The organism is Halomonas sp. 1513 (assembly GCA_001971685.1).
Taxonomy (GTDB): domain Bacteria; phylum Pseudomonadota; class Gammaproteobacteria; order Pseudomonadales; family Halomonadaceae; genus Franzmannia.
Map to the genome: position 1 here is coordinate 2,335,460 of CP019326.1, position 21,819 is coordinate 2,357,278.

General features: G+C 64.7%; 23 protein-coding genes and 2 tRNA genes. 8 read left to right on the plus strand and 17 right to left on the minus strand.

What is annotated here, in order from left to right; translation table 11 throughout:
* Nucleotides 1–54: 54 nt before the first annotated feature.
* The 6 genes from BWR19_10505 to BWR19_10530 all read right to left on the minus strand — a co-directional run bounded on the left by BWR19_10505 (nt 55) and on the right by BWR19_10530 (nt 4,750).
* Nucleotides 55–684 (minus strand): uracil phosphoribosyltransferase, encoded by a 630-nt coding sequence (locus tag BWR19_10505; GenBank protein ID APX93326.1) that lies wholly within the window; start codon nt 682–684, stop codon nt 55–57.
* Nucleotides 685–763: 79 nt separating this feature from the next.
* Nucleotides 764–1,459, minus strand: coding sequence for a uracil-DNA glycosylase (locus BWR19_10510; GenBank protein ID APX93327.1), 696 nt, complete (start codon nt 1,457–1,459; stop codon nt 764–766).
* A gap of 24 nt (nt 1,460–1,483) precedes the next feature.
* Nucleotides 1,484–1,972 (minus strand): xanthine phosphoribosyltransferase, encoded by a 489-nt coding sequence (locus tag BWR19_10515; protein APX93328.1) that lies wholly within the window; start codon nt 1,970–1,972, stop codon nt 1,484–1,486.
* 49 nt (nt 1,973–2,021) lie between these two features.
* Nucleotides 2,022–2,567, minus strand: a complete 546-nt coding sequence (locus BWR19_10520; GenBank protein ID APX93329.1) for an adenine phosphoribosyltransferase — start codon at nt 2,565–2,567, stop codon at nt 2,022–2,024.
* A gap of 21 nt (nt 2,568–2,588) precedes the next feature.
* A complete protein-coding gene (locus tag BWR19_10525) occupies nt 2,589–3,890 on the minus strand; it encodes a guanine permease (protein ID APX93330.1) in 1,302 nt (433 codons plus the stop codon).
* A gap of 230 nt (nt 3,891–4,120) precedes the next feature.
* Nucleotides 4,121–4,750 carry a riboflavin synthase gene (locus BWR19_10530; protein ID APX93331.1) on the minus strand — a complete coding sequence of 210 codons (630 nt, stop codon included), beginning with the start codon at nt 4,748–4,750 and terminating at the stop codon, nt 4,121–4,123.
* Between the two features lie 411 nt (nt 4,751–5,161).
* Here BWR19_10530 and metN point away from each other — a divergent pair, with 411 nt between their 5' ends.
* From metN to BWR19_10550, 4 genes are all read left to right on the plus strand, one after another.
* Nucleotides 5,162–6,205: a DL-methionine transporter ATP-binding subunit gene (metN, locus tag BWR19_10535; protein ID APX93332.1), complete on the plus strand. Its 1,044-nt coding sequence runs from the start codon at nt 5,162–5,164 to the stop codon at nt 6,203–6,205.
* Nucleotides 6,186–6,839 carry a methionine ABC transporter permease gene (locus BWR19_10540; protein ID APX93333.1) on the plus strand — a complete coding sequence of 218 codons (654 nt, stop codon included), beginning with the start codon at nt 6,186–6,188 and terminating at the stop codon, nt 6,837–6,839. The genes metN and BWR19_10540 overlap by 20 nt, the downstream gene beginning before the upstream one ends.
* Nucleotides 6,840–6,920: 81 nt before the next feature.
* Complete coding sequence (locus BWR19_10545) at nt 6,921–7,754, plus strand: hypothetical protein (protein ID APX93334.1); 834 nt, start codon at nt 6,921–6,923, stop codon at nt 7,752–7,754.
* Nucleotides 7,755–7,819: 65 nt separating this feature from the next.
* Nucleotides 7,820–8,287 carry a histidine kinase gene (locus BWR19_10550; protein APX93335.1) on the plus strand — a complete coding sequence of 156 codons (468 nt, stop codon included), beginning with the start codon at nt 7,820–7,822 and terminating at the stop codon, nt 8,285–8,287.
* Between the two features lie 62 nt (nt 8,288–8,349).
* On the opposite strand, the gene BWR19_10555 is transcribed toward BWR19_10550, so the two are convergent.
* The 4 genes from BWR19_10555 to BWR19_10570 all read right to left on the minus strand — a co-directional run bounded on the left by BWR19_10555 (nt 8,350) and on the right by BWR19_10570 (nt 11,538).
* Nucleotides 8,350–8,426, minus strand: a tRNA-Val gene (locus BWR19_10555).
* A gap of 29 nt (nt 8,427–8,455) precedes the next feature.
* Nucleotides 8,456–8,532: transfer RNA gene (locus BWR19_10560), tRNA-Val, on the minus strand.
* Nucleotides 8,533–8,647: 115 nt separating this feature from the next.
* Entirely contained in the window at nt 8,648–10,129 is a 1,482-nt protein-coding gene (locus BWR19_10565) for a glycerol kinase (protein APX93336.1), read from the minus strand.
* A 263-nt stretch (nt 10,130–10,392) separates the two neighbouring features.
* Nucleotides 10,393–11,538 (minus strand): transposase, encoded by a 1,146-nt coding sequence (locus tag BWR19_10570; GenBank protein APX94991.1) that lies wholly within the window; start codon nt 11,536–11,538, stop codon nt 10,393–10,395.
* A gap of 133 nt (nt 11,539–11,671) precedes the next feature.
* On the opposite strand from BWR19_10570, the gene BWR19_10575 reads away from it, so the two are divergent.
* Nucleotides 11,672–12,430, plus strand: coding sequence for a DeoR/GlpR family transcriptional regulator (locus tag BWR19_10575; protein ID APX93337.1), 759 nt, complete (start codon nt 11,672–11,674; stop codon nt 12,428–12,430).
* A 21-nt stretch (nt 12,431–12,451) separates the two neighbouring features.
* On the opposite strand, the gene aspA is transcribed toward BWR19_10575, so the two are convergent.
* Entirely contained in the window at nt 12,452–13,831 is a 1,380-nt protein-coding gene (gene aspA / locus BWR19_10580) for an aspartate ammonia-lyase (protein APX93338.1), read from the minus strand.
* 158 nt (nt 13,832–13,989) lie between these two features.
* On the opposite strand from aspA, the gene BWR19_10585 reads away from it, so the two are divergent.
* Nucleotides 13,990–14,553 (plus strand): hypothetical protein, encoded by a 564-nt coding sequence (locus BWR19_10585; GenBank protein ID APX93339.1) that lies wholly within the window; start codon nt 13,990–13,992, stop codon nt 14,551–14,553.
* Here BWR19_10585 and BWR19_10590 read toward each other — a convergent pair.
* The 4 genes from BWR19_10590 to BWR19_10605 all read right to left on the minus strand — a co-directional run bounded on the left by BWR19_10590 (nt 14,537) and on the right by BWR19_10605 (nt 18,229).
* Entirely contained in the window at nt 14,537–14,905 is a 369-nt protein-coding gene (locus BWR19_10590; protein APX93340.1) for a hypothetical protein, read from the minus strand. The two genes, BWR19_10585 and BWR19_10590, sit on opposite strands and share 17 nt — an antisense overlap.
* 65 nt (nt 14,906–14,970) lie before the next feature.
* Nucleotides 14,971–16,260: a sorbosone dehydrogenase gene (locus BWR19_10595; GenBank protein ID APX93341.1), complete on the minus strand. Its 1,290-nt coding sequence runs from the start codon at nt 16,258–16,260 to the stop codon at nt 14,971–14,973.
* A 194-nt stretch (nt 16,261–16,454) separates the two neighbouring features.
* Nucleotides 16,455–17,156: a DnaA regulatory inactivator Hda gene (locus tag BWR19_10600; GenBank protein APX93342.1), complete on the minus strand. Its 702-nt coding sequence runs from the start codon at nt 17,154–17,156 to the stop codon at nt 16,455–16,457.
* Nucleotides 17,153–18,229 carry an AI-2E family transporter gene (locus BWR19_10605; protein APX93343.1) on the minus strand — a complete coding sequence of 359 codons (1,077 nt, stop codon included), beginning with the start codon at nt 18,227–18,229 and terminating at the stop codon, nt 17,153–17,155. Before BWR19_10605 ends, BWR19_10600 begins: the two co-directional genes overlap by 4 nt.
* A gap of 149 nt (nt 18,230–18,378) precedes the next feature.
* On the opposite strand from BWR19_10605, the gene BWR19_10610 reads away from it, so the two are divergent.
* Both BWR19_10610 and BWR19_10615 read left to right on the plus strand, forming a co-directional pair.
* Nucleotides 18,379–19,461, plus strand: a complete 1,083-nt coding sequence (locus tag BWR19_10610) for a phosphoribosylformylglycinamidine cyclo-ligase (GenBank protein ID APX93344.1) — start codon at nt 18,379–18,381, stop codon at nt 19,459–19,461.
* Nucleotides 19,458–20,201 carry a phosphoribosylglycinamide formyltransferase gene (locus BWR19_10615; protein ID APX93345.1) on the plus strand — a complete coding sequence of 248 codons (744 nt, stop codon included), beginning with the start codon at nt 19,458–19,460 and terminating at the stop codon, nt 20,199–20,201. Before BWR19_10610 ends, BWR19_10615 begins: the two co-directional genes overlap by 4 nt.
* Before the next feature lie 3 nt (nt 20,202–20,204).
* Here BWR19_10615 and BWR19_10620 read toward each other — a convergent pair whose 3' ends face one another.
* Both BWR19_10620 and BWR19_10625 read right to left on the minus strand, forming a co-directional pair.
* Nucleotides 20,205–20,771: a dCTP deaminase gene (locus BWR19_10620; protein APX93346.1), complete on the minus strand. Its 567-nt coding sequence runs from the start codon at nt 20,769–20,771 to the stop codon at nt 20,205–20,207.
* Between the two features lie 110 nt (nt 20,772–20,881).
* Nucleotides 20,882–21,685, minus strand: a complete 804-nt coding sequence (locus BWR19_10625) for a Fe-S-binding ATPase (protein APX94992.1) — start codon at nt 21,683–21,685, stop codon at nt 20,882–20,884.
* Nucleotides 21,686–21,819 lie beyond the last annotated feature (134 nt).

Below are 21,819 nucleotides of genomic sequence, written 5' to 3' on the forward strand. Positions count from 1 at the left end.
TTGTTGTGTTCAAAAAAACGCCCCTTTGAAAGGGGCGAAATATGGATAGTGGTGTTATCGGGTGCCGAAGATCTTGTCCCCAGCATCGCCCAGCCCCGGGACGATATAGCCGTTCGCGTCGAGGCGCTCGTCGATCGCGGCGGTGTAGATCTCGACCTCGGGATAGGCCTCCTGCACGCGACGGATGCCCTCCGGCGCGGCAACCAGCACGATCACCTTCATCAGCGGGCAGCCGCGCGCCTTGAGCATGTCGAGGGTAGCGACCATCGACCCGCCGGTGGCCAGCATCGGGTCGATGACGATCGCCAGGCGCTCGTCGAGGTCGTTGGTGAACTTCTCGAAATAGGGCACCGGCTCGAGGGTCTCCTCGTTGCGGTAGAGGCCCACCACGCTGATCCGCGCGCTGGGAATCAGGTCGGTGACGCCGTCCAGCATGCCGAGCCCGGCGCGCAGGATCGGCACGATGGTGACCTTCTTGCCCTTGAGCAGCTGCACCGGGATCTTGTCGCCGCTCCAGCCGTCGATCTCCTGGGTCTGCAGCTCGAGGTCCTGGGTCGCCTCATAGGTCAGCAGCTTGGCCAGCTCGCCGGCCAGTTCGCGGAAGCTCTTGGTGCTGATCCCCGCTTCGCGCATCAGCCCGAGCTTGTGCTGTACCAATGGATGGTCGATGGCGTGAACGCTCATGGCGTAAGGCTCCCTCGTCAGGCTGACGTCTGGTGGATGGACAAATTGCGCGCAATTCTAGCTTGATCGCGCGTTCAGGTTAAGGCCCTGACACCTCGGCGGGCAGCTGCCAGTCGATGGGCTCGCGGTGGTGGGCGACCAAAAACGCATTGGCCTGGGAGAAGTGCCGCTGGCCGAAGAAACCGCGATGCGCCGACAGCGGCGAGGGGTGCGGCGAATGCAGCACCAGGTGGCGGCTGCGATCGACGAAGGCGGCCTTCTTCTGCGCATAGCTGCCCCACAGCAGGAAGGCGACGTGATCGCACTGCTCGTTGACCGCGGCGATGGCACGGTCGGTAAAGGTTTCCCAGCCGCGACCGCGATGCGAGCCCGCATTGCCCTGCTCCACCGTGAGCACGCTGTTGAGCATCAGCACCCCCTGCCGCGCCCAGTGCTCGAGGAAACCGTGGTTGACCGGCGTGGTACCGAGGTCCTGGGCCAGCTCCTTGTAGATGTTCTGCAGCGACGGCGGCGTCGGCACCCCGGGACGCACCGAAAAACACAGTCCGTGGGCCTGATCGGGGCCATGGTAGGGGTCTTGCCCGAGCACCACGACCTTGACCTGCTCCAGCGGGGTCAACTGAAAGGCGCGGAACCAATGCGCCGAGTGCGGGTAGATGACTTTGCGCGCGGCCTTCTCGGCGGCCAGGAAATCGCGCAGCGCCTGCATGTACGGGGCTTCCAGTTCGGCCCCGAGATGCGCCTGCCAGCTCGCGGGAAGGGGTGATTCCGGCATCATGACTCTCCTGGGGGCGGGCACTCAGGGCGTCGGGCCGCGCACCTGATCGACCAGCGGTTCGACGTAGGCGATGCCCATGTCCCACGGGAACTGGATCCAGCAGTCCTGAGCCACTTCGGTCAGACACTGGTCGACCAGCGGGCGCCCTTCCGGCTTGGCGTAGATGGTGACGAAGTGCGCCTTGGGCAGCATCTCGCGCACGGCCCGCGCGGTCTTGCCGGTGTCGACCAGGTCGTCGACCAGCAGCCAGCCGTCGCCGTCATGGTCGACGCCCTTCATGACATCCAGGCCGCCCTGGTCCATGTGGTCGTAGCTCTTGATGCACACGGTGTCGATCAGCCGCACGTTGAGCTCGCGAGCGATCAGCGCGGCGGGAATCAGCCCACCGCGGGTAATGGCGATGATACCCGTGAAGTCACGCTCGACGAGTTGATGGCACAGTGCCCGCACGTCGCGGTGAAGCTGGTCCCAGGAAACGGTAAAGTGCTGCTGATAGCGATTGGCGCTCATGTTGGCAAACCCGCTGCTGACGTCGATAGTGGAGGAACCGCGTGAACGCTCACTCGTCCTCGGTGAAGGAACAGACCGCAAATACGCCGTAGCCGGCATCGCGAATCTTCTGCGACCCGCCGAGTTCCGGCAGGTCGATGATGGTGGCGGTTTCCACCACCCGGCCGCCGCTGCGGGTGATCAGCTTGGCCGCGGCCAGCATGGTCCCGCCGGTGGCGATCAGGTCGTCCATGAGCAGAATCCGGTCGCCCTGTTTGAAGGCGTCGGAGTGCAGCTCGACCTCCGACTTGCCGTACTCCAGGGTGTACGTCTCACTGATGGTGCGAAACGGCAGCTTGCCCTTCTTGCGCACCGGCACGAAGCTACAGCCCAGTTCGTAGGCCAGCGGTGCGCCGATGATGAACCCGCGCGCATCGATGGCGGCAATCGCGTCCAGATTCATTTCCTGATAACGGTGCACGAAGCTGTCGATCAGCTTGCGGAAGGCCGCACTGTTCTGCAGCAGCGGGGTGATATCGCGGAAGTTGACCCCCGACTGCGGCCAGTCGGGGACGGTACGAATCACGGATTTGATGTAGTCGCCGTATATGCTCATCGGGGGTCGGGTCTCATCGGATCAGTCGAGGAAAAGGAACTTGAGGACGAACAGCAGCGCCAGGATGATCACCGCCGGATTGAGGTCGCGGAAGCGTCCGGACAGCGCCTTGATCGCCACATAGCTGACGAAACCCAGGGCGATGCCCTCGGCGATCGAGAAGGTCAGCGGCATGGCGAGTGCAGCGATCAGCACCGGGGCCGCCTCGGTGACATCCTCCCAATCGGCATGGGCCAGGCTGCCGGCCATCAGCACCGCCACATAGAGCAGCGCACCCGCCGTGGCATAGGCCGGGATCGAGCCCGCCAGCGGGGCGAAGAACAGGCTGATCAGGAACAGCCCGGCCACCACCACCGCGGTAAGACCGGTGCGGCCGCCAGAAGCGATGCCGGCCGTGGATTCAATGTAGCTGGTGGTGGTCGAGGTGCCCATCACCGCGCCCGCCATGGAGGCGCCGCTGTCGGCCATCATCGCGCGACCGATGCGCGGCAGCTTGCCGTCCTTGTCGAGCAGCTTGCCGCGATGGGCCACCCCGACCAGGGTGCCGGAGGTATCGAACAGGTCGACGAACAGGAAGGCGAAGATCACGCTGAGCATGGCGACATCGAGCGCCCCGGCGAAATCGAGGGCCATGAAGGTCGGAGCGATCGACGGCGGCGCCGAGACCAGCCCGCCGTACTCGTTGTGGCCGAGCAGGATGGCGACGACGGTGACGCCGAGAATACCGATCATCACCGCCCCGGTGACCTTGAGATGGGCCAGCGCGGTGATCGCGAAGAACCCCACCAGCGCATAGATAGCCGCCGGTTGGGAGAGATCGCCGAGCGCCACGTAGGTGGCCGGGTTGGAGACCACGATCCCGGCATTCTTGAGCGCGATCATCGCCAGGAATAGGCCGATGCCGGCAGCAATGCCCAGTCGCAGCGACAGCGGTATGGCATTGATGATCCATTCGCGAATCTTGAACACGCTGAGCAGGAAGAAGATGAAACCCGAGAAGAACACCGCCCCCAGCGCCGCCTCCCAGGTATAGCCCATGCCCAGCACCACGCCATAGGTGAAGAAGGCGTTGAGGCCCATGCCCGGCGCCTGGGCGATCGGGTAGTTGGCCCACAGCCCCATGATCAGACAGCCCACCGCCGCCGCCAGGCAGGTGGCGACGAACACCGCGCCGTAGTCCATGCCGGTTTCGGAGAGGATGCTGGGGTTGACGAAGATGATGTAGGCCATGGTCAGGAAGGTGGTGATCCCGGCAATGACCTCTGTCTTGATGGAGGTATTGTGTTCAGACAGCTTGAAGTGGTTGTCCAGCAGTCGTTTCATCGGCTCAGTCCTGCGCGTGGACGCTCGGCGCCCGGGGTGCGAGAAAAGCCGCACATGGTACCCAAAGGCGTCCGCTGATGCGAGACGCGTATCGAGGCACATGGCGACCTGCGTTGATTGTTGTGATGGTCGGCATCTCTCGCCGCCACCCCCTATCTATAAGCAAGCCCCGCGCCATTGACCACTCGCGCCACCAACGAAAACTTGACGGAGCGGTCAAAGCAGGCGTTTTAGTGCGCCTCGCGACTCGCCAGCACCCGCTCGACGGTCTCGACGATGGCCTGGGTCTGGGGGTCGATCTCGATATTGACCCGATCACCCGGCTGACGGTCGGCTAGGATGGTGCGGCTCAGGGTTTCGGGAATCAGGTTGACACAGAAGCGCACCCGCCCTGGCGTACCGGGCGCCACCTCGCCGATGGTCAGGCTGATGCCGTCCACGCCGATATAGCCCTTATCGAAGAGGAAGCGACCGAACTCTGCGTCGAGCTCGAACCATAGCCGACGATTGTTGGGCGCCTGCTCCAGCTCGACCAGTTCGGCCATGGTGATGACGTGACCCGACATAGCGTGACCGCCGATCTCATCGCCGAAGCGCGCCGCGCGCTCGATATTGACACGATCGCCCGCCTGCAATGCACCAAGATTGGTCAGGCGCAGGGTCTCGCGCATCAGATCGAAGCTGACCTGATCACCATCGATGGCAGTCACCGTCAAGCATACGCCGTTGTGCGCCACCGAGGCGCCCAGTGTCAGTCCCTCGCGCAGCGTTTCATCCAGCACCAGCACGTGGGTGCGAAACTCGGTTTTTTCGATGACGCGGGTGAGCGCTGCCGTGCCCTGTACGATGCCTGTGAACATGCTCTCTCCTGACCCTGATCGACCCGCGCCCGACGGTCGTGGCAGGCGCTGGGAAGCCGACGAGTGTAATGAATCGGCGCACCAGGCGTCCATGCCGGACGCCCTTCCAGCACCCGCCGCGCATCAGACCAAATGCCTGCAAAACGGCTAGACGCAGGAAAATTTACCAGATCATTGCCGACAGACCTTTATCTTGAACTAAAGTCGTTGACATAATCCGAGCGCGACGCCTAGAATTCGGGCACATATTTCAGGCGCCGATTTGACCCCGGATTGCGGGCGCCCTCCTTCCCCCGGGAAGGAGAAGTGCAGCTAAAAGGGTGTGTCCAGCGTTGATGGCCACCCACCAGGGTGGCCTTTTTTTCGGCCGCCTGCTGCCCAAGCCCGCCGGCACCGCAACGCGACAGGACCATGATCACACTCTCCAATGTCTCCAAGACTTACGGCCAGGGCGACGCCGCCGTCGAGGCGCTCAAGCCGCTCGACCTACATGTCCCCGAAGGCGCCATCTACGGCGTCATCGGCCTCTCCGGCGCCGGCAAGTCGACGCTGATTCGCTGTGTCAATCTGCTCGAGCGCCCCACCAGCGGCCAGGTGAGCGTGGATGGCCAGGCGCTCACGTCACTCAGCGGCGCGGCACTCAATCAGGCCCGTCACCGGATCGGCATGATCTTCCAGCACTTCAATCTGCTGGCCTCGCGGACGGTGTTCGCCAATGTCGCCCTGCCCCTGGAACTGATGGGCGTGCCCCGCGCCGAGATTCACCAGCGCGTGCTGCCGCTGCTCGAGCTGGTCGGCCTCAGCGACAAGGCATCGCAGTATCCGGCCCAGCTCTCGGGTGGCCAGAAACAGCGCGTGGCCATCGCCCGGGCGCTGGCCAGCAAGCCCAAGGTGCTGCTCTGCGACGAAGCCACCTCGGCCCTCGACCCCCAGACCACCGGCTCGATCCTGGCACTGCTGCAGGAGATCAACCGTAGCCTGGGCCTGACCATCCTGCTGATCACCCATGAGATGGAAGTGGTCAAGCGGATCTGCCATCGGGTCGGCCTGATCTCCGACGGATACCTGGTGGAAGAAGCCGACGTCGGCGACTTCTTCACCGCTCCACGCACCCAGCTGGGCCGCGAGTTCATCAATGAATTCCTCGAGCTCGAGCCGCCGCGGGCGCTGATCGAGCGCCTCGACGCCGCGCCCGGCGAGCGTTCGCACCCGGTGGTGCGCCTGGCGTTTTCCGGCGACGCCGTATCCACGCCGCTGATCTCACGCCTGGCTCGCGACTGCCAGATCGACGTCAGCATCCTGCAGGCCAAGGTCGAGTCGATCCAGGATCGCACCCTGGGGCTGATGATCGCCGAGCTGATCGGCCCGCCGGACAAGACCCGCGAGGCCATCGACTACCTCGAAACCCATGATCTTCACGTGGAGGTGCTCGGCCATGTCCAGCGCGATGATTGACCTGATCCTCAAGGCGACCCTCGACACCCTCTATATGGTGGGTATCTCCAGCCTGATCTCGGCGCTGCTCGGCGTGCCGCTGGGCGTGCTGCTGTACGTCACCCGGCCGCGCCAGATCCTCGCCCAGCCGGCCCTCAACCGAGTCCTCGGCGTGGTCACCAATATCGGCCGCTCGGTGCCCTTCATCATCCTGATGGTGGCGATCATTCCCTTCACGCGGATGATCGTCGGCACCTCGATCGGCACCAATGCCGCCGTGGTCCCGCTCACCATTGCGGCGATCCCCTTCGTCGCGCGGCTGGTCGAGGGGGCCCTCAACGAGATCTCGCCGGGCCTTATCGAGGCCGCTCAATCGATGGGCGCCACGCCGCTGCAGATCATCACCAAGGTGCTGCTGCCCGAAGCACTGGGCGGCATCATCACCGGCCTGACCATCACCGTGGTGACCCTGGTCAGCTATTCGGCCATGGCCGGCGCAGTGGGCGGCGGCGGCCTCGGCGACCTCGGCATTCGCTACGGCTACAACCGCTTCGACCCCATGATCATGCTGATCACCGTGGCCATCCTGGTGATCATGGTGCAAGGCTTTCAGAGCCTCGGCGACCACCTGGTACGCCGCACCGACCACAAGTGATCCGTTTTCACCCGGCGCCGCACCTGGAATAGCGGCGCCTTCCAGCGCCTCGATTCGAGGCATCAAGGAGATACAGCGCTCATGAATGACACCCTCTCCCGCCAGTTCACCCCGTCTCGTCTGTTCGGCGGTGCCGTGATCGCCGCCAGCCTGGCGCTGGCCGGCTGCGGCAACGGCAACGACGCCACCGAGACTCGCTCGATCAGCGTCGGCACCGTGGCCGGCCCGGAAACCGAGGTCATGGAAGTGGCGGTGCGTATCGCCAAGGAGGAGTACGACCTCGACGTGGAGATCGTCGAATTCACCGACTACGTCTCGCCCAATGCGGCGCTGGCCGACGGCAGCCTCGACGCCAACGCCTATCAGCACGAGCCCTACCTGCAGAGCATGGTCGACGACCGCGGCTACGAACTGGTCGCCGCCGGCCGCAGCTTCGTCTATCCGATCGGCGCCTACTCCGAGCGCCACACCAGCATCGATGAACTGCCCGACGGCGCCATCATTGCGCTGCCCAACGACCCCTCCAACGAGGGCCGCGCGCTGATCCTGATGCACAACGAAGGCCTGATCGAGCTCGACGACCCCGAGAACCTCGAAGCCACGCCGGTCAACGTGATCGAGAACCCGCGCGACTTCCAGTTCCGCGAGATCGAAGCGGCACAGCTGCCGCGGGTGCTGCCTGACGTCGACTTGGCGTTCATCAACAACACCTTCGCCCAGCCTGCCGGTCTCAGCCTCGACGACGCCCTGGTCCGCGAGGGCCCCGACTCGCCCTACGTCAACCTGATCGTGGTGCGCGCCGGCGATGAAGAACGCGAGGAAATTCGCCAGCTGGTCAGCGCCTACCAGCGTGACGAGGTGGCCGCCAAGGCCGAGGAGCTGTTCGACGGCGGCGCGATTCCCGGCTGGGAGTGATACCCCACGCCTGCGACCCCCGCAGCGGCCGGCCTGGTGCCGGCCGCTGCCGTTCAGGAGACACCATGAGCAGCGACTACGCATCCCTGTCCCGCCAGCTCGAGGCACTGCTCGATAGCCGCGACTGGCTGACCAACAGCGCCCAGACCTGCGCTTTCATCATGCACGCGGTGCCCGACCTCAACTGGGCCGGCTTTTATCTTCAGCGCCAACCGCGTGTGCTCTCGCTGGGCCCCTTCCAGGGCAAGCCGGCCTGCCACCCGATCCCCTTCGACAAGGGCGTATGCGGTGCCGCCGCGCGCAGCCATCAGACCCAGCGCGTCGACGACGTCCACGCCGTGGCCGACCATATCGCCTGCGATGCGGCCTCACGCTCTGAGCTGGTGGTACCGATTGTCGTCGGCACGCGGCTGTGGGGCGTACTCGACCTCGACAGCCCGCTCGCCGGGCGCTTCAGTAGCCACGACCAGGCCGGTATCGAGCAACTGGTCGCGGTCTTCGTCGCGCGCAGCGACCTCGACAGCGCTGACTAGCGTCAGCGGTCAGACGCAAGACGGCCCCGCAGCGAATACGCTACGGGGCCGTCTCTAAATACTGGTAGGACCAAGCGGATTTGAACCGCTGACCTCCACGATGTCAACGTGGCGCTCTAACCAACTGAGCTATGGTCCTGCTGGGGTGGCCGGTGGCTGCCGAGATGATGGTAGGACCAAGCGGATTTGAACCGCTGACCTCCACGATGTCAACGTGGCGCTCTAACCAACTGAGCTATGGTCCTACTGCTGTCGCGCAATCGGCTTGCCTGGCAACGGATGCGTATTTTACGCATCCGCCCCGGGAATGCAATAGCGGCGTAAAAATTCTTGGTGATCAGCCGCTTGGCGTCATTCTACTCAGGATTTCACCCGCGCCACGGCGTCCTGCCAGCCCTGGTAGAGCCGCTCACGCTCGGCGCCGGGCATGCTCGGCTCGAAGGTCTTCTCGCAGCGCCACAGCCCGGCGATCTCGTCCAGGTCACGATACCAGCCGATCTGCAGCGCAGCCAGGTAGGCGGCGCCCAGCGCCGTGGTCTCGAGTACCGTGGGGCGGTCCACCGGCACCCCGAGCATGTCGGCCAGGAACTGCATCAGCCAGTTGTTGCGCACCATGCCGCCATCGACCCGCAGCGTACCGGTATTGGCCGCCATGTCATCGTTCATGCACACCTGCAGGTCGCGGGTCTGATAGCAGACCGCCTGGAGGCCCGCGGCAACGATTTCGGCGATCCCGGTATCGCGGGTCAGGCCGAAGATCGCCCCGCGCGCCTGGGGATCCCAGTGCGGTGCACCGAGGCCGGTGAAGGCCGGCACCAGGTAGACGTGGTGGCCCTGTCGGGTCTTGTTGGCCAAGGCTTCGGTTTCGGCCGCGTCCTGGAACAGCTTGAGCCCGTCGCGCAGCCACTGCACCGTGGCCCCGGCCACGAAGATACTGCCCTCCATGGCATAGGTCGGCTTGCCGTTCAGCCGATAGGCCACGGTGGTCAGCAACCGATTGCGCGAGGTCTCGGCGCTGTCGCCGGTATTGAGAATCATGAAGCAGCCAGTGCCGTAGGTACTCTTACCCATCCCCGGCTCGAAGCAGGCCTGGCCGAACAGCGCCGCCTGCTGGTCGCCGGCGACCCCGGCGATCGGCAATGCCGTGCCCAAAAACGCAGCCTCGGTATGGCCGAAGTCGTCGCTGGAATCACGCACCTCGGGCAGCAGCGACGCCGGGATGTCGAACAGCTTAAGCAGTTCGTCGTCCCAGCGCTGCTGATGGATATTGAACAGCGCGGTACGCGAGGCGTTGGTGGCATCGGTGGCGTGCACCTTGCCCCCGGTGAGGCGCCAGATCAGAAACGTATCGACGGTGCCGAAGGCCAGCTCGCCGCGCTCGGCGCGCTCCCGTGCGCCCTCGACGTGCTCCAGCAGCCAGGCCAGCTTGGTGGCGGAAAAGTAGGGATCGATCAGCAGCCCGGTACGCTCTTGCACCAGCGAGGTGTGGCCGGCATCACGCAGCCGCTGGCAAACGTCTGCCGTGCGACGATCCTGCCAGACGATCGCTCGATGCAGCACCTCGCCGCTACTGCGATCCCACAGCAGGGTGGTCTCGCGCTGGTTGGTAATGCCGATCCCTGCCACCTCATCGGCGCTCACGCCGGCCTGCTCGAGCACCTGCCGGCAGGTCTGCTCGACGCTCTGCCAGATATCGTCGGGGTCGTGCTCGATCCAGCCATCCTCGGGAAAGTGCTGCGGGAACTCCTGCTGAGCCACGTCAACGACGTTGGCCTGCCGGTCGAACAGAATCGCCCGCGAGCTGGTAGTCCCTTGATCGATGGCAAGCAGGTAGGCAGGCATGGCGTAATCCTCTATAGACGGGTTGTTTTTCGTTTTCGCTACATAAATGTTCGTTTCCGATGATTCGAGACTAAACTACTCCCGGTGGCGTCTCAAACCTTTGCATGCACCAACGCCTTACACCTTAGTCGCATCCACTCCCTGCTCTTACATCACGCAATGTGCATGCATGATGTTGCCGTCCGATCAAATCACGTAGACTGAGCAAAATGTCAAGGAGGTCGCTTGACTCCTCCTCGTCCTGGAGGACGAGGATTCCCAATTCATCGAGAACCGGACGCGGAGACTGGCTCCATGCCGCTTACATTCTCTCCAAGGGCTAACACCGCCAGCCCGGCGGCTTTGATGTTGATCGCGGCATTGATATCGCGGTCGTGCTCGGTGGCGCACTCAGGACACGTCCAGGCCCGAGTCTGCAACGGCATCTCGGGCATCACATGCCCGCAGTCGGAGCAGCGCTTGCTGGAGGGATACCACTGGTCGATAGCCGACAGTTGCCGGCCCGCCCAGTCGGCCTTGTATGCCAGCTGGCGGACGAACTCGCCCCAGCCGGCATCGCTGATCGACTTGGCCAACCAGCGGTTGCGCAGCATGTTCTTCACCTTGAGGGACTCGACACAGATCACTTGGTTCTCGTTGACGATCTGGCGGGACAGCTTGTGCAAGCGGTCCATCCGGCAATCGGACATCTTGGCGTGAAGGCGGGCGACCTTCTGTCTGGCTTTGGCACGGTTCTTCGAGCCGAGTGTCTTCTTACTCAGCCGACGCTGCGCCTTGGCCAGACGGGCCGCGTACGTCGCCGTATGGCGGGGGTTGCCGATTCGACGCCCATCGCTGGTGACGAACAGGTCTTTCAGACCGAGATCAATGCCCACCATCTTCGGCGTGACAGGCAGCGTCTCGGGCTCGAACTCGCAAAGGCAGCTGACGAAATAGCGCCCTGCGGCGTCCTTGGACACGGTAACGGTAGTCGGTTCGCTTGGCAGCTCGCGGCTCCAGCGGATCGCCAGCGGTTCTTTGCACTTGGCCAGGAACAACTGGCCGTCGCGGTATTTGAAGGCCGAGCGAGTGAACTCCGCCGACTGGCGATGCCGCTTGCTCTTGAAGCGGGGATAGCGGGCGCGACATTCGAAGAAGTTCTTGAAGGCCGTCTGCTGGTGGCGAAGGCACTGCTGAAGGGGGACCGAGCTGACCTCGTTGAGAAACGCGGTGTCATCGGCCTTCTTCATCCGCGACAGCTCAGCATTGGCCGCCATATAGCCGACCTTTTCCTTGCGGTCGTGGAACGCATCGGTGCGATAGCGCAGCACCGCATTGTAGACGAAGCGCACGCAGCCGAACGTCCGAGCCAGGAGTTGCTCCTGTTCGGGCGTCGGATAGACGCGGTATTTGTAGGCGCGTTTCGTCATAATCATACTGTATAAATAAACATGCATAGATAGCAACTATCAAAAAAAGGAGGCAGCGAGAACAGGGCCGTCCTGGCGGACGGCGCGCTATCCCTCCCGGCACTAAAAGTACCGGGTATCTCGCGCAAATCTGATGAATCAGCGGGAACGTCAGGACGCCATCGTGGCACTGGTGAAACGCCAGGGCTATGCCGCCATCGAACAACTGACCAGTCACTTCGACGTGACGCCACAAACCGTTCGCCGCGACCTCAACGCCCTGGCTGCGGAGGGGCTGATACGCCGCGTGCACGGCGGCGCAGGGCTGGAATCGAGCACCGTGAATACCGCCTATAGCACCCGCAAGACGCTCAACCTGGATGCCAAGCGGCGCATCGCCGAGCTGCTCGCCTCGAAGATTCCCGACAACGCCTCGCTGTTCATCAACATCGGCACCAGCAACGAAGTCATCGCCGAGGCGCTCGAGTATCACAAGGGGCTCGAGGTGATCACCAACAATCTCAACGTCGCCGCCACCCTGCAGCACAAGGAGGATTTCAACGTGATCGTCGCCGGCGGCCAGGTACGCGCACGCGACGGCGGCATCATCGGCGAAGCGACCATCGACTTCATCAACCAGTTCAAGGTCGATTTCGGCATCATCGGCATCAGCGGCATCGATGAGGATGGCTCGCTGCTCGAGTTCGACTATCAGGAGGTGCGTGTCGCCCAGGCGATCATTCGCAACTCACGGCAGGTCTTCCTGGCCGCCGACCACTCCAAGTTCCACCGCAACCCGGTGGTGCGCCAAGGCAACATTTCTCAGCTCGACGCCCTGTTCACCGATCGACGACCCTCCGAGACCATCTGCCGGCTGCTGGAAACCCACGATGTCACGCTGCATATCGCCTGAGCATATGTTCGCTTGCGAACCTCACTCGGGTATGCCACCGCGGGTCAGCGTCGCCGGATCGAGCAGGCGCTCCAGCTCCTCACGCGACAGCTCGGTCTGCTCCTCGGCCACATCGAGAATCGGCCGCCCCGCCTGATAGGCCTGCTTGGCGATCGCCGCCGCCGCGTCATAGCCGATCACCGAGTTGAGCGCGGTGACCAGAATCGGGTTGCGCACCAGGGGTTCGCGCAGTTGCTCCTCGCGCACCTTGAAGGTGGCGATGGCACGGTCGGCGAGCAGGTGACTGATATTGCTCAGCAGATCGATGCCGGCAAGCAGGTTGTTGGCGATCAGCGGCAGCATCACGTTGAGCTGGAAGTTGCCGCTCTGGCCGGCCACCGTGACCGCGCTATCCAACCCGATCACTTGGGCGGCAACCTGGGCCGCCGACTCGGGAATCACCGGATTGACCTTGCCCGGCATGATCGAGCTGCCCGGCTGCAGCGCCTCGAGCTCGATCTCGCCGAGGCCTGCCAGCGGCCCCGAGTTCATCCAACGCAGGTCGTTGGCGATCTTCATCACCACGCAGGCGTAGCCGCGCAGGTGGCCTGATAGCTCTACCGCGGCATCCTGGGACGCCAGGCTGGCGAACAGGCTGTCGTTGGGCGACAGTGCCAGCCCGGTCTGCTCGGCGAGTCTGCGCGCCATGCGCTCGGCGAATTCAGGATGGGCATTGATGCCGGTGCCCACCGCCGTGGCGCCCTGGGCCAACCGGCCAAGGCGCTGCTGGCCGCTCGCCAGGCGCTCGCTGGCCTGCGCCACCTGGCTGGCCCAGGCGCCGAGCTCCTGGCTCATGCGAATCGGCATGGCGTCCATCAAGTGGGTGCGCCCGGTCTTGACCACCCCGTCGAGCTCGTCGGCGCGCGCTTCGATGGTCTGGCGCAGGTGATCGAGGGCCGGCAACAAGCGCCGCTCGACACCCAGCGCTGCCGAGAGGTGCAGCGCCGTGGGAATCACGTCGTTGCTCGACTGCCCCATGTTGACATGGTCGTTGGGCCCCACCGACAGGTCCTGACGCGACGCCAGATGGGCGATCACCTCATTGACGTTCATGTTGGTGGAGGTACCCGAGCCGGTCTGGAAGACATCCACCGGGAACTGGTCGTCATGCTGGCCATCGAGGATCTCTTGCGCAGCGGCGGCGATGGCGTCGGCGCGCAGCCGGTCGAGCAGGCCGAGTTCGGCATTGACCCGCGCCGCCGCCAGCTTGACGTGAGCCACGCCGTGAATGAAGGCCATCGGCATGCGCTGGCCGCTGATCGGAAAGTTATTCACTGCCCGCTGGGTCTGGGCCCCGTAGAGGGCAGCTGCCGGCACCTCCAGCTCGCCCATGCTGTCGCGCTCGCGTCGTGTCTTGGCCATGCTCGTCTCCCTGTCGATGGGCCACTCTACTACCATGGTAGCGCTGCCCCGGGCTTTCAAGCGGCAGTGGCGCACACGATGGCCGCGGCTTAGACTCAAGGGCGACGGCGATATGGCAAGGGGCGTTCCGCTGAACACATGGAAGTAGGAGATGCGCTATGCAACACCGGCTGTTGAAATACCTGGTCATCGCTGCCGCCGGCCTGGCCGTGAGCGGCTGCCAGTTGATCGACACCACGCCCGGCCCGCCTCCTGAGCGAATCGAGGTGACGGACGTCGGCACCGAGGCCGAGCGCGCCCCCGATGACGCACCGGCACCGGGCCGCGTGGCCCGCGAAGTGGCCTTCCCCGAGGCCGAATATGCGGCGCTGGAGAAACACGGCAGCGGCTCGATCAGCGGCCGGCTGAGCCTCGATACCGCCTCGGGTACCGTGGTCGGGCGCAACAGCCGGGTATCGGTGGCGCCGGTCACCACCTATTCGGCAGAAGCCGCCGAGAAAGCGCTGGCCGGGCAGGCCGTGGAGCCCGCCGACCCCCGCGCCCAGGCCTACACCCGCCAGGCCAGCACCGATGATGACGGCCGCTTCACCGTCAACGGCCTGCCGGCGGGCGACTACTACGTCTCGGGCAGCGTCACGCCACCCGACGGCAGGCCGCGGATCATCATCCATCAGGTCAGGCTGAGCAGCGGCCAGCGCGTCAACGTCAATCTGAGCCGCTGACCTTGCCTGGCGCGTCATCGGGGAGCGTGACGCTTATCGCAATGCCTGCGTACCAGGCGGCCAGGTCAGCAATGTCCTCGTCACTCAAACCAGCGGCGATAATGCTCATCTGCGGGTGCTGGCGTGTACCTCCACGGTAGGCGCGCAGTTGAGCGGCCAGGTAGAGCGCGCTGTCGCCGGCTAGATGTGGCGCGTCCGGAAGGCGACTGAGGCCATCCAATCCATGGCAGGCGGCGCACTGCTGCGCCTTGTCGCGGCCGGCCTCCAGGCTGCCGGCTTGTGCTGGCTGGACCAGTGCCGCAGCTGGCCAACTGCAAGCCAGTGCAGCCGCGATAGTCGACATGAGTCGCATGATGGGTGCTCCAGAAATCCCGTCCAGCAGCGGCCCCCAGGGGGCCGCTGCGCCAGCTATACACGTCAGGTGTCGGTTTCCTGAGACGCAGGAGGTTCATAGGAGATCCGGTAAATGGCACCGGCAGTATCGTCGGAGACCAGCAGCGACCCGTCAGCCAGTTGAGCCACGTCGGCGATTCGGCCATAGTACTCGCCGCTGCTCTCGTCAAGCCAGCCCTCGGCAAAGGGAATGGTGGCGCCACTCGGGCCGCTACCGTCCTCGGCGAAGGGGGTGAACATCACCCTCGCGCCCACCGGCGTGGAGCGATTCCAGCTGCCACGCTGAGTGCTGAACAGGCCGCCACGATACCCCTCGGGGAACATCTCGCCACGATAGAAGGTGAGCCCCAGATCCGCCGCATGGGCAACGGTCTCGACCACCGGGAAGGTCAGCCCCTCCGGCGGCTCCTCGTCGCGATAGTCAACGGTGCGGGTGTCGCCACCGCCGTACCACGGCATGCCAAAGTGCATGCCCGGCTTGGGCGCATGGTTGATCTCACCAGGAGGGATATCGTCACCCATGCCGTCAACCTGATTGTCGGTGAACCATAGTTCCTGGGTATCGGGATGGAAGGTGATGCCGACCGAATTGCGCACTCCCCTGGCGAACACTTCACGGCGGCTACCGTCGCGCTCCATGCGCACGATTCCACCGATGCCGTTCTCCTCATACAGTTCGCGCTTGTCGGCGGGCTGCACGTTGTAGGGCTGGCCCAGTGAGATATAGAGCTTGTTGTCGGCGCCCACTGCGCAGACCCGTGCACCGTGATTGAAGCTCTCCTCCTCGACCGGGATCAGCTCGCCGCCGGGCACCACGATATCCACTGCCACATCCGGTCCTTCGAAAAAGAACTCGGCGGCCGGGAACACCAGCACCCGATTGTGCTCGGCGACGTAGAGAAAGCCATCCTGCGTGAAGCATGGCCCGGGTTGTGTAAAGGAGATCGCCGGCGCGAAGCGCTTGACCTCGTCAGCGACGCGATTCTTGGTGCGATCGGTGACCGACCACATGTCAGTCTTGCGGGTACCAACGAAGACCACCCCGCTGGAGGGGCCGACAGCCATATGGCGCGCATCCGGAACGACCGCATAGAGGTCGATCCGGAATCCCGGTGGCAGACGGATTCGCTCCAGGTTGCGGCGGATGGCGTCGGCCACCTCGCCGTCCTGAGGGACCGTCTGCATGGCAAGCGACTGGCCGGTGGTCTGCATGCCACGCATGCGTTCGAGCGCTTCGTCACTGGTGGGCTGAGCCCACGCAGGAGTGCTCCCCATCAGCAATGCCGTGGTGACTGAGACTGCGAGTAGTTTCATGAGGCAATACCTCTGACGTGACGACCGCTTATCCGGGCGGTCGGTTATGCTTCTTATGATGACCGGTAGTGCGTATTGATCTCACCTCATCACGCTGATGTCGCGCACCTCCTGGTGGCATTGCCACGGCAGCCCACATTGAATGTAGACCGGTTCAGACAATACAGCGTGCACAAAATGGTAGAGGGGTGGCGTTACCAGCCCAGTGCCTGCTTGACGAAGGGAATGGTCAGCTTGCGCTGGGCGGAGAGAGAGGCGCGATCCAGCGTATCCAGGGCATCGCACATCTCGCCGAGACGCCGAGGCCCACGGTGGAGCATGTAGCGCGCCACCTCATCCGACAGCAGCATGCCGCGCACCTTGGCACGCAGCTTGAGCGCGGCCAGGCGCCCCTCATCATCCAGCGGGTGGACATGGAAGGTCGTGCCCCAGGTCAGCCGCGAGGCCAGGTCGGGCAGCATCACCTCCAGCTGGCGCGGCGCCGCCGGCGCGGCGATGATCAGGCGCTTGCCGGCATCGCGCAGCCGGTTGAAGGCATGGAACAGCGCCTCTTCCCAGCGCCGGCGACCCAGCACCCTGTCCAGGTCATCGATGGCCACCAGGTCGAGGCGCTCAGGCTCCTCGAGCATGTGCGGAGGGAAGTGGCCAAGCTCGGCCAGCGGCAGGTAGAGAGCGCGCTTGTCGTGGTCGCTGGCCGCATGGCAGGCGGCCTGCAGCAGATGACTGCGGCCAACCCCGGAGGCGCCCCACAGGAACAGAAACGGCTCGCCCTGCGGCTGCCACTGGGCGCGCAGCGTCTCTACCAGGCTGGCATTGCCGGCCGGCAGAAAGTTGGCGAAGGTCGCATCGTCGCGCAATCCTACGCCCAGCGGCAACTGCGCAGGGGCGGGGCTCATGGGGGCTCCTCATCACTGCCGCCATTCCGTGCGGCATCATATAAGGTACTGTTTTTATAGCGCTCTTTGACTTCTCGCAATAGTACCATGATGACCGCAGCGGCAGGTAACGCCAGCAGTACCCCGGTAAAGCCGAACAGATTGCCGCCGGCCAGCACGGCAAAGATCACCGCCACCGGATGCAGGCCGATCTTATCGCCGAGCAGCTTGGGCTGAAGCACCGTGCTCTCCACCGCCTGACCGATGCTGAATACCGCCACCACGCCGAGCAGTGCCAGCCAGCTGCCGAACTGGAAGAACGCCACTACCAGTGCCACGCTGATGCCAACGATAAAGCCCAGGAATGGCACGATGCTGGCAAGCCCTGCCAACAGGCCAATCAACAGCCCGAAGCGCACCCCCATCACCGTCAGGCCCAGCGCATAGATCGCCCCCAGGCACAGCATGACCAGCAGTTGGCCGCGCAGAAACGCCGACAGCACCTCGTCGCAGCGCTTGGCCAGGCGCGTCACATCCGGCTCCCACTGGCGCGGCAGCAGGCTGCGGATACTGTGCAGCAGCCGCTCCCAGTCGAGCAGCAGATAGAAGGCCACCACCGGCACCAGCGACAGGTAGGTGATCCAGGTCAGGAAGGCGCGCCCGGAGCGTCCCACGCGGCCCAGAATCTCGGCGGCAGGGCCGGCGGCTTCCTGCCAGTGCTCGGCCAGGGTTTCCTGGACATTGTCGAGCTCACCGCGCAGGTCGTAGCCGGTCCAGGCCTGTACCTGAGGCGCCAGTGCCGTCTCGAACCACTCGAAGATATTCGGCACCACCTCGCCGAACTGGCGCGCCTGCTGCACCGTCAACGGAATCAGGATCAGCAGGCTGATGCTGAGCAGCAGGACCATCACCAGAAACACCCCGCTTACCGCCATCGGCCGCGACAGCCCCAGGCGCTGCAGCCGGTTGGCCAGCGGGTCGCCCAGATAGGCGATGATCATCCCGGCGATAAACGGCATCAACATCGACTCGAGCTGGACCAGCAGCCACACCAGGCCGACCGCTACGGCCAGCAACCACCACTCTCTGCGCATCCTCGACTCCCTGGTGCTGATTCGCCACTCCTGTGGGCGCTACCACATGCATTTGCCACGCACCGGCGGTGCGGGCGCTGTCAGGTGATGCTACAATTCACGCCGCATTTTCACCCCATCTTTCTCGCCGCATTACGACAGGATTGGTCATGACCCGCAGCTCGTCCGACTCCTCCCAGCCGTCCCAGCCGTCCCTCAGCTACAAGGACGCCGGCGTGGACATCGACGCCGGCAATGCGCTCGTCGAGCGCATCAAGGGCGTTGCCAAGCGTACCACCCGTCCCGAGGTGATGGGCGGACTCGGCGGTTTCGGCGCGCTGTGCCAGCTGCCCAGCGGCTATCGCGAGCCGGTACTCGTTTCCGGCACCGACGGCGTCGGCACCAAGCTGCGCCTGGCCATGGACCTCGACAAGCACGACACCATCGGCATCGACCTGGTGGCCATGTGCGTCAACGACCTGGTGGTCGCCGGCGCCGAGCCGCTGCTGTTCCTCGACTACTATGCCACGGGCAAGCTGGATGTCGACATCGCCGCCGACGTGGTGACCGGTATCGGCGAAGGCTGTTTCCAGGCCGGCTGCGCGCTGGTCGGCGGCGAGACCGCCGAGATGCCGGGCATGTATGAGGGCAGCGACTATGACCTGGCCGGGTTCTGCGTCGGCGTGGTCGAGAAATCGGAGATCCTCGACGGCAGCAAGGTCGCCGCCGGCGATGTCCTGCTCGGCCTGGCCTCCTCCGGCCCGCACTCCAACGGCTACTCGCTGATCCGCAAGATCCTCGAGGTCTCAGCGGCGCCGCTGGACACCGAACTCGACGGTCAGCCGCTGCTCGAGGCGCTGCTCGCGCCGACCCGCATCTACGTCAAGTCGCTGCTGTCGCTGATCAAGGAGAGCGGCGTGGCGGTGCATGCGCTGTCACACATTACCGGCGGCGGCCTGCTCGAAAACATCCCCCGCGTGCTGCCCGAGACGCTCACCGCCCACGTCGACGTGACCCGCTGGAGTCGCCCGGCGGTGTTCGACTGGCTGCAGCAGCAGGGCAACGTCGACGAGCACGAGATGCATCGCGTGCTCAACTGCGGCATCGGCATGGTGGTAGTGGTCTCCGCCGACCAGGCCGAGGCGGCCCAAGCCTATTTGGAAGCCCAGGGCGAGCAGGTCTACCGCCTCGGCGAGATCAGCGCCCGGCGCGGCGATGAAGCCCAGGTACAACTGGAGAACCTCTCGGCATGAGCAGCAGCGTCGACGCCCCCACGCCGGCCAGCGACACCCTCAACGACTTCACCGCCGCACCCAGTGAGGCGCGGCGCGTGGTCGTGCTGATCTCTGGCAACGGCAGCAACCTCCAGGCGCTGATCGACGCCCAGTCCTACGACGAGCTGGGCGGCGAGATCGTCGCGGTGATCTCCAACCAGGCCGACGCCTATGGCCTCAAGCGCGCCCGCGACGCCGGCATCGACGCCGTGGCCCTGCCGCATCGCGAGTACGACAGTCGCGAGGCCTTCGACGGCGCCCTGATCAAGGTCATCGAACGCCACGAGCCCGACCTGATCGTGCTGGCCGGTTTCATGCGTATCTTGACGCCGCTCTTCGTGCAGCGCTTCTTCGGTCGGCTGCTGAACATTCACCCCTCGCTGCTCCCCGCCTACCAGGGCCTCGATACCCATGCCCGGGCGCTCGCCGACGGCGTCAGCGAGCACGGCTGCAGCGTGCACTTCGTCACCGAGGAGCTCGACGGCGGCCCGGTGGTGGTGCAGGCCGCGGTCACGGTGGAGGCCAGCGACGACGAAGCCTCGCTCAAGGACAAGGTGCACGCCCGTGAGCACCTGATCTACCCGATTGCCGTGAAGTGGTTCCTCGAGGGCCGCCTACAGCTGGGCCAGCAGGGCCCGACCCTCGACGGCATGCCGCTGCCGCCGCAGGGGCTGCGCCTGTCGCATGCCGATGCGGCGGAAGAGCTGGACGAGGAGTAGCGCTCAGGTCCTGGGCAGTGTCACGCCCCGCTGCCCCATGTACTTGCCGCCGCGGTCCTTATAGGAGATATCGCACACCTCGTCGGACTCCAGGAACAGCATCTGCGCCACGCCCTCGTGGGCGTAGATCTTGGCCGGCAGGTTGGTGGTATTGGAGAACTCCAGCGTCACGTGCCCTTCCCACTCCGGCTCCAGCGGCGTGACGTTGACGATGATCCCGCAGCGCGCGTAGGTCGACTTGCCGAGGCAGATGGTCAACACGCTGCGCGGAATGCGGAAATACTCCACGGTGCGTGCCAGCGCGAAGGAGTTGGGGGGAATCACGCAGACGTCGCCCTTGATGTCGACGAAGCTCTTCTCATCGAAGGCCTTGGGGTCGACCACCGCAGAGTGGATGTTGGTGAATACCTTGAAATCGTCGGCGCAGCGCACGTCATAGCCGTAGCTCGAGGTCCCGTAGGAGATCACCCGGCTCTCGTCCACATAGCGCACCTGGTCAGCCTCGAACGGCTCGATCATGCCTTCCCGCTCGGCCATGCGGCGGATCCACTTGTCGGATTTGATGCTCATCGGGGCGTCCTTGATAGGGCAAAGCTGCCGCGCCGTCGCGCCAGCACAAAGAAAACGGGCCGTCATGATAACGGCCCGCAAGGCGAATACAAAGCTGGCAATGGCGGTGTTCAGTCTCCGAAGCTGATGCTTGGGCCCGCGGGCTGCTGGCCCTCGACACCCTCGGCCACCGCACGCGCCACGCCGCGGAAGGTCGCTGCCACCTCGCTGTCGGGGTCGCTGATCACCGTCGGCCGGCCGCTGTCGGATTGTTCGCGAATCGACAGCGTCAGCGGCAGTTGGCCCAGCAGGCGCGTCTCGTACTGAGCCGCAATGCGCTCGCCGCCGCCGGCGCCGAAGATCGGCTCACTGTGTCCGCACTCGGAACAGATGTGCAGACTCATGTTCTCGACCACGCCGAGCACCGGCACGTTGACCTTGCGGAACATCTCGATGCCCTTGCGCGCGTCGAGCAGGGCGATGTCCTGCGGCGTGGTAACGATCACCGCCCCCGACACCGGCACCTTCTGCGCCAGGGTCAGCTGGATGTCGCCGGTACCCGGCGGCATGTCGATGAACAGGTAGTCGAGGTCGTTCCAGGCGGTCTGGTTGAGCATCTGCTGGAAGGCACCGGCCACCATCGGCCCACGCCATACCATGGGCTCGTTGATGTCGACCATGAACGCCATCGACATCGCCTGGATGCCGTGGGCCTCGAGGGGCTGAAACTGGTTCTCGCCGGCCTGCTGCGGCCGCACGCCCTCGCCGATCCCCAGCATCTGCGCCTGGCTGGGCCCGTAGATATCGGCGTCGAGCAGGCCCACCCGATAGCCTTCGGCGGCCATCGCCAGGGCCAGATTGACGGTCACGGTTGACTTGCCTACGCCCCCCTTGCCCGACGCCACGGCAACGATATGCTTTACCCCTTCGATCACGGCTTGCTCCTGCTGGTCGATCATGGCGACCGGTCGGCACCGGTCGATGTGACGGCGAGTATAACCCGGTAGCGGGCGGTATAACCAAGCGCCATGCTCAACTTTGGCCTGACACATCAAAAACGGCGGCGAGC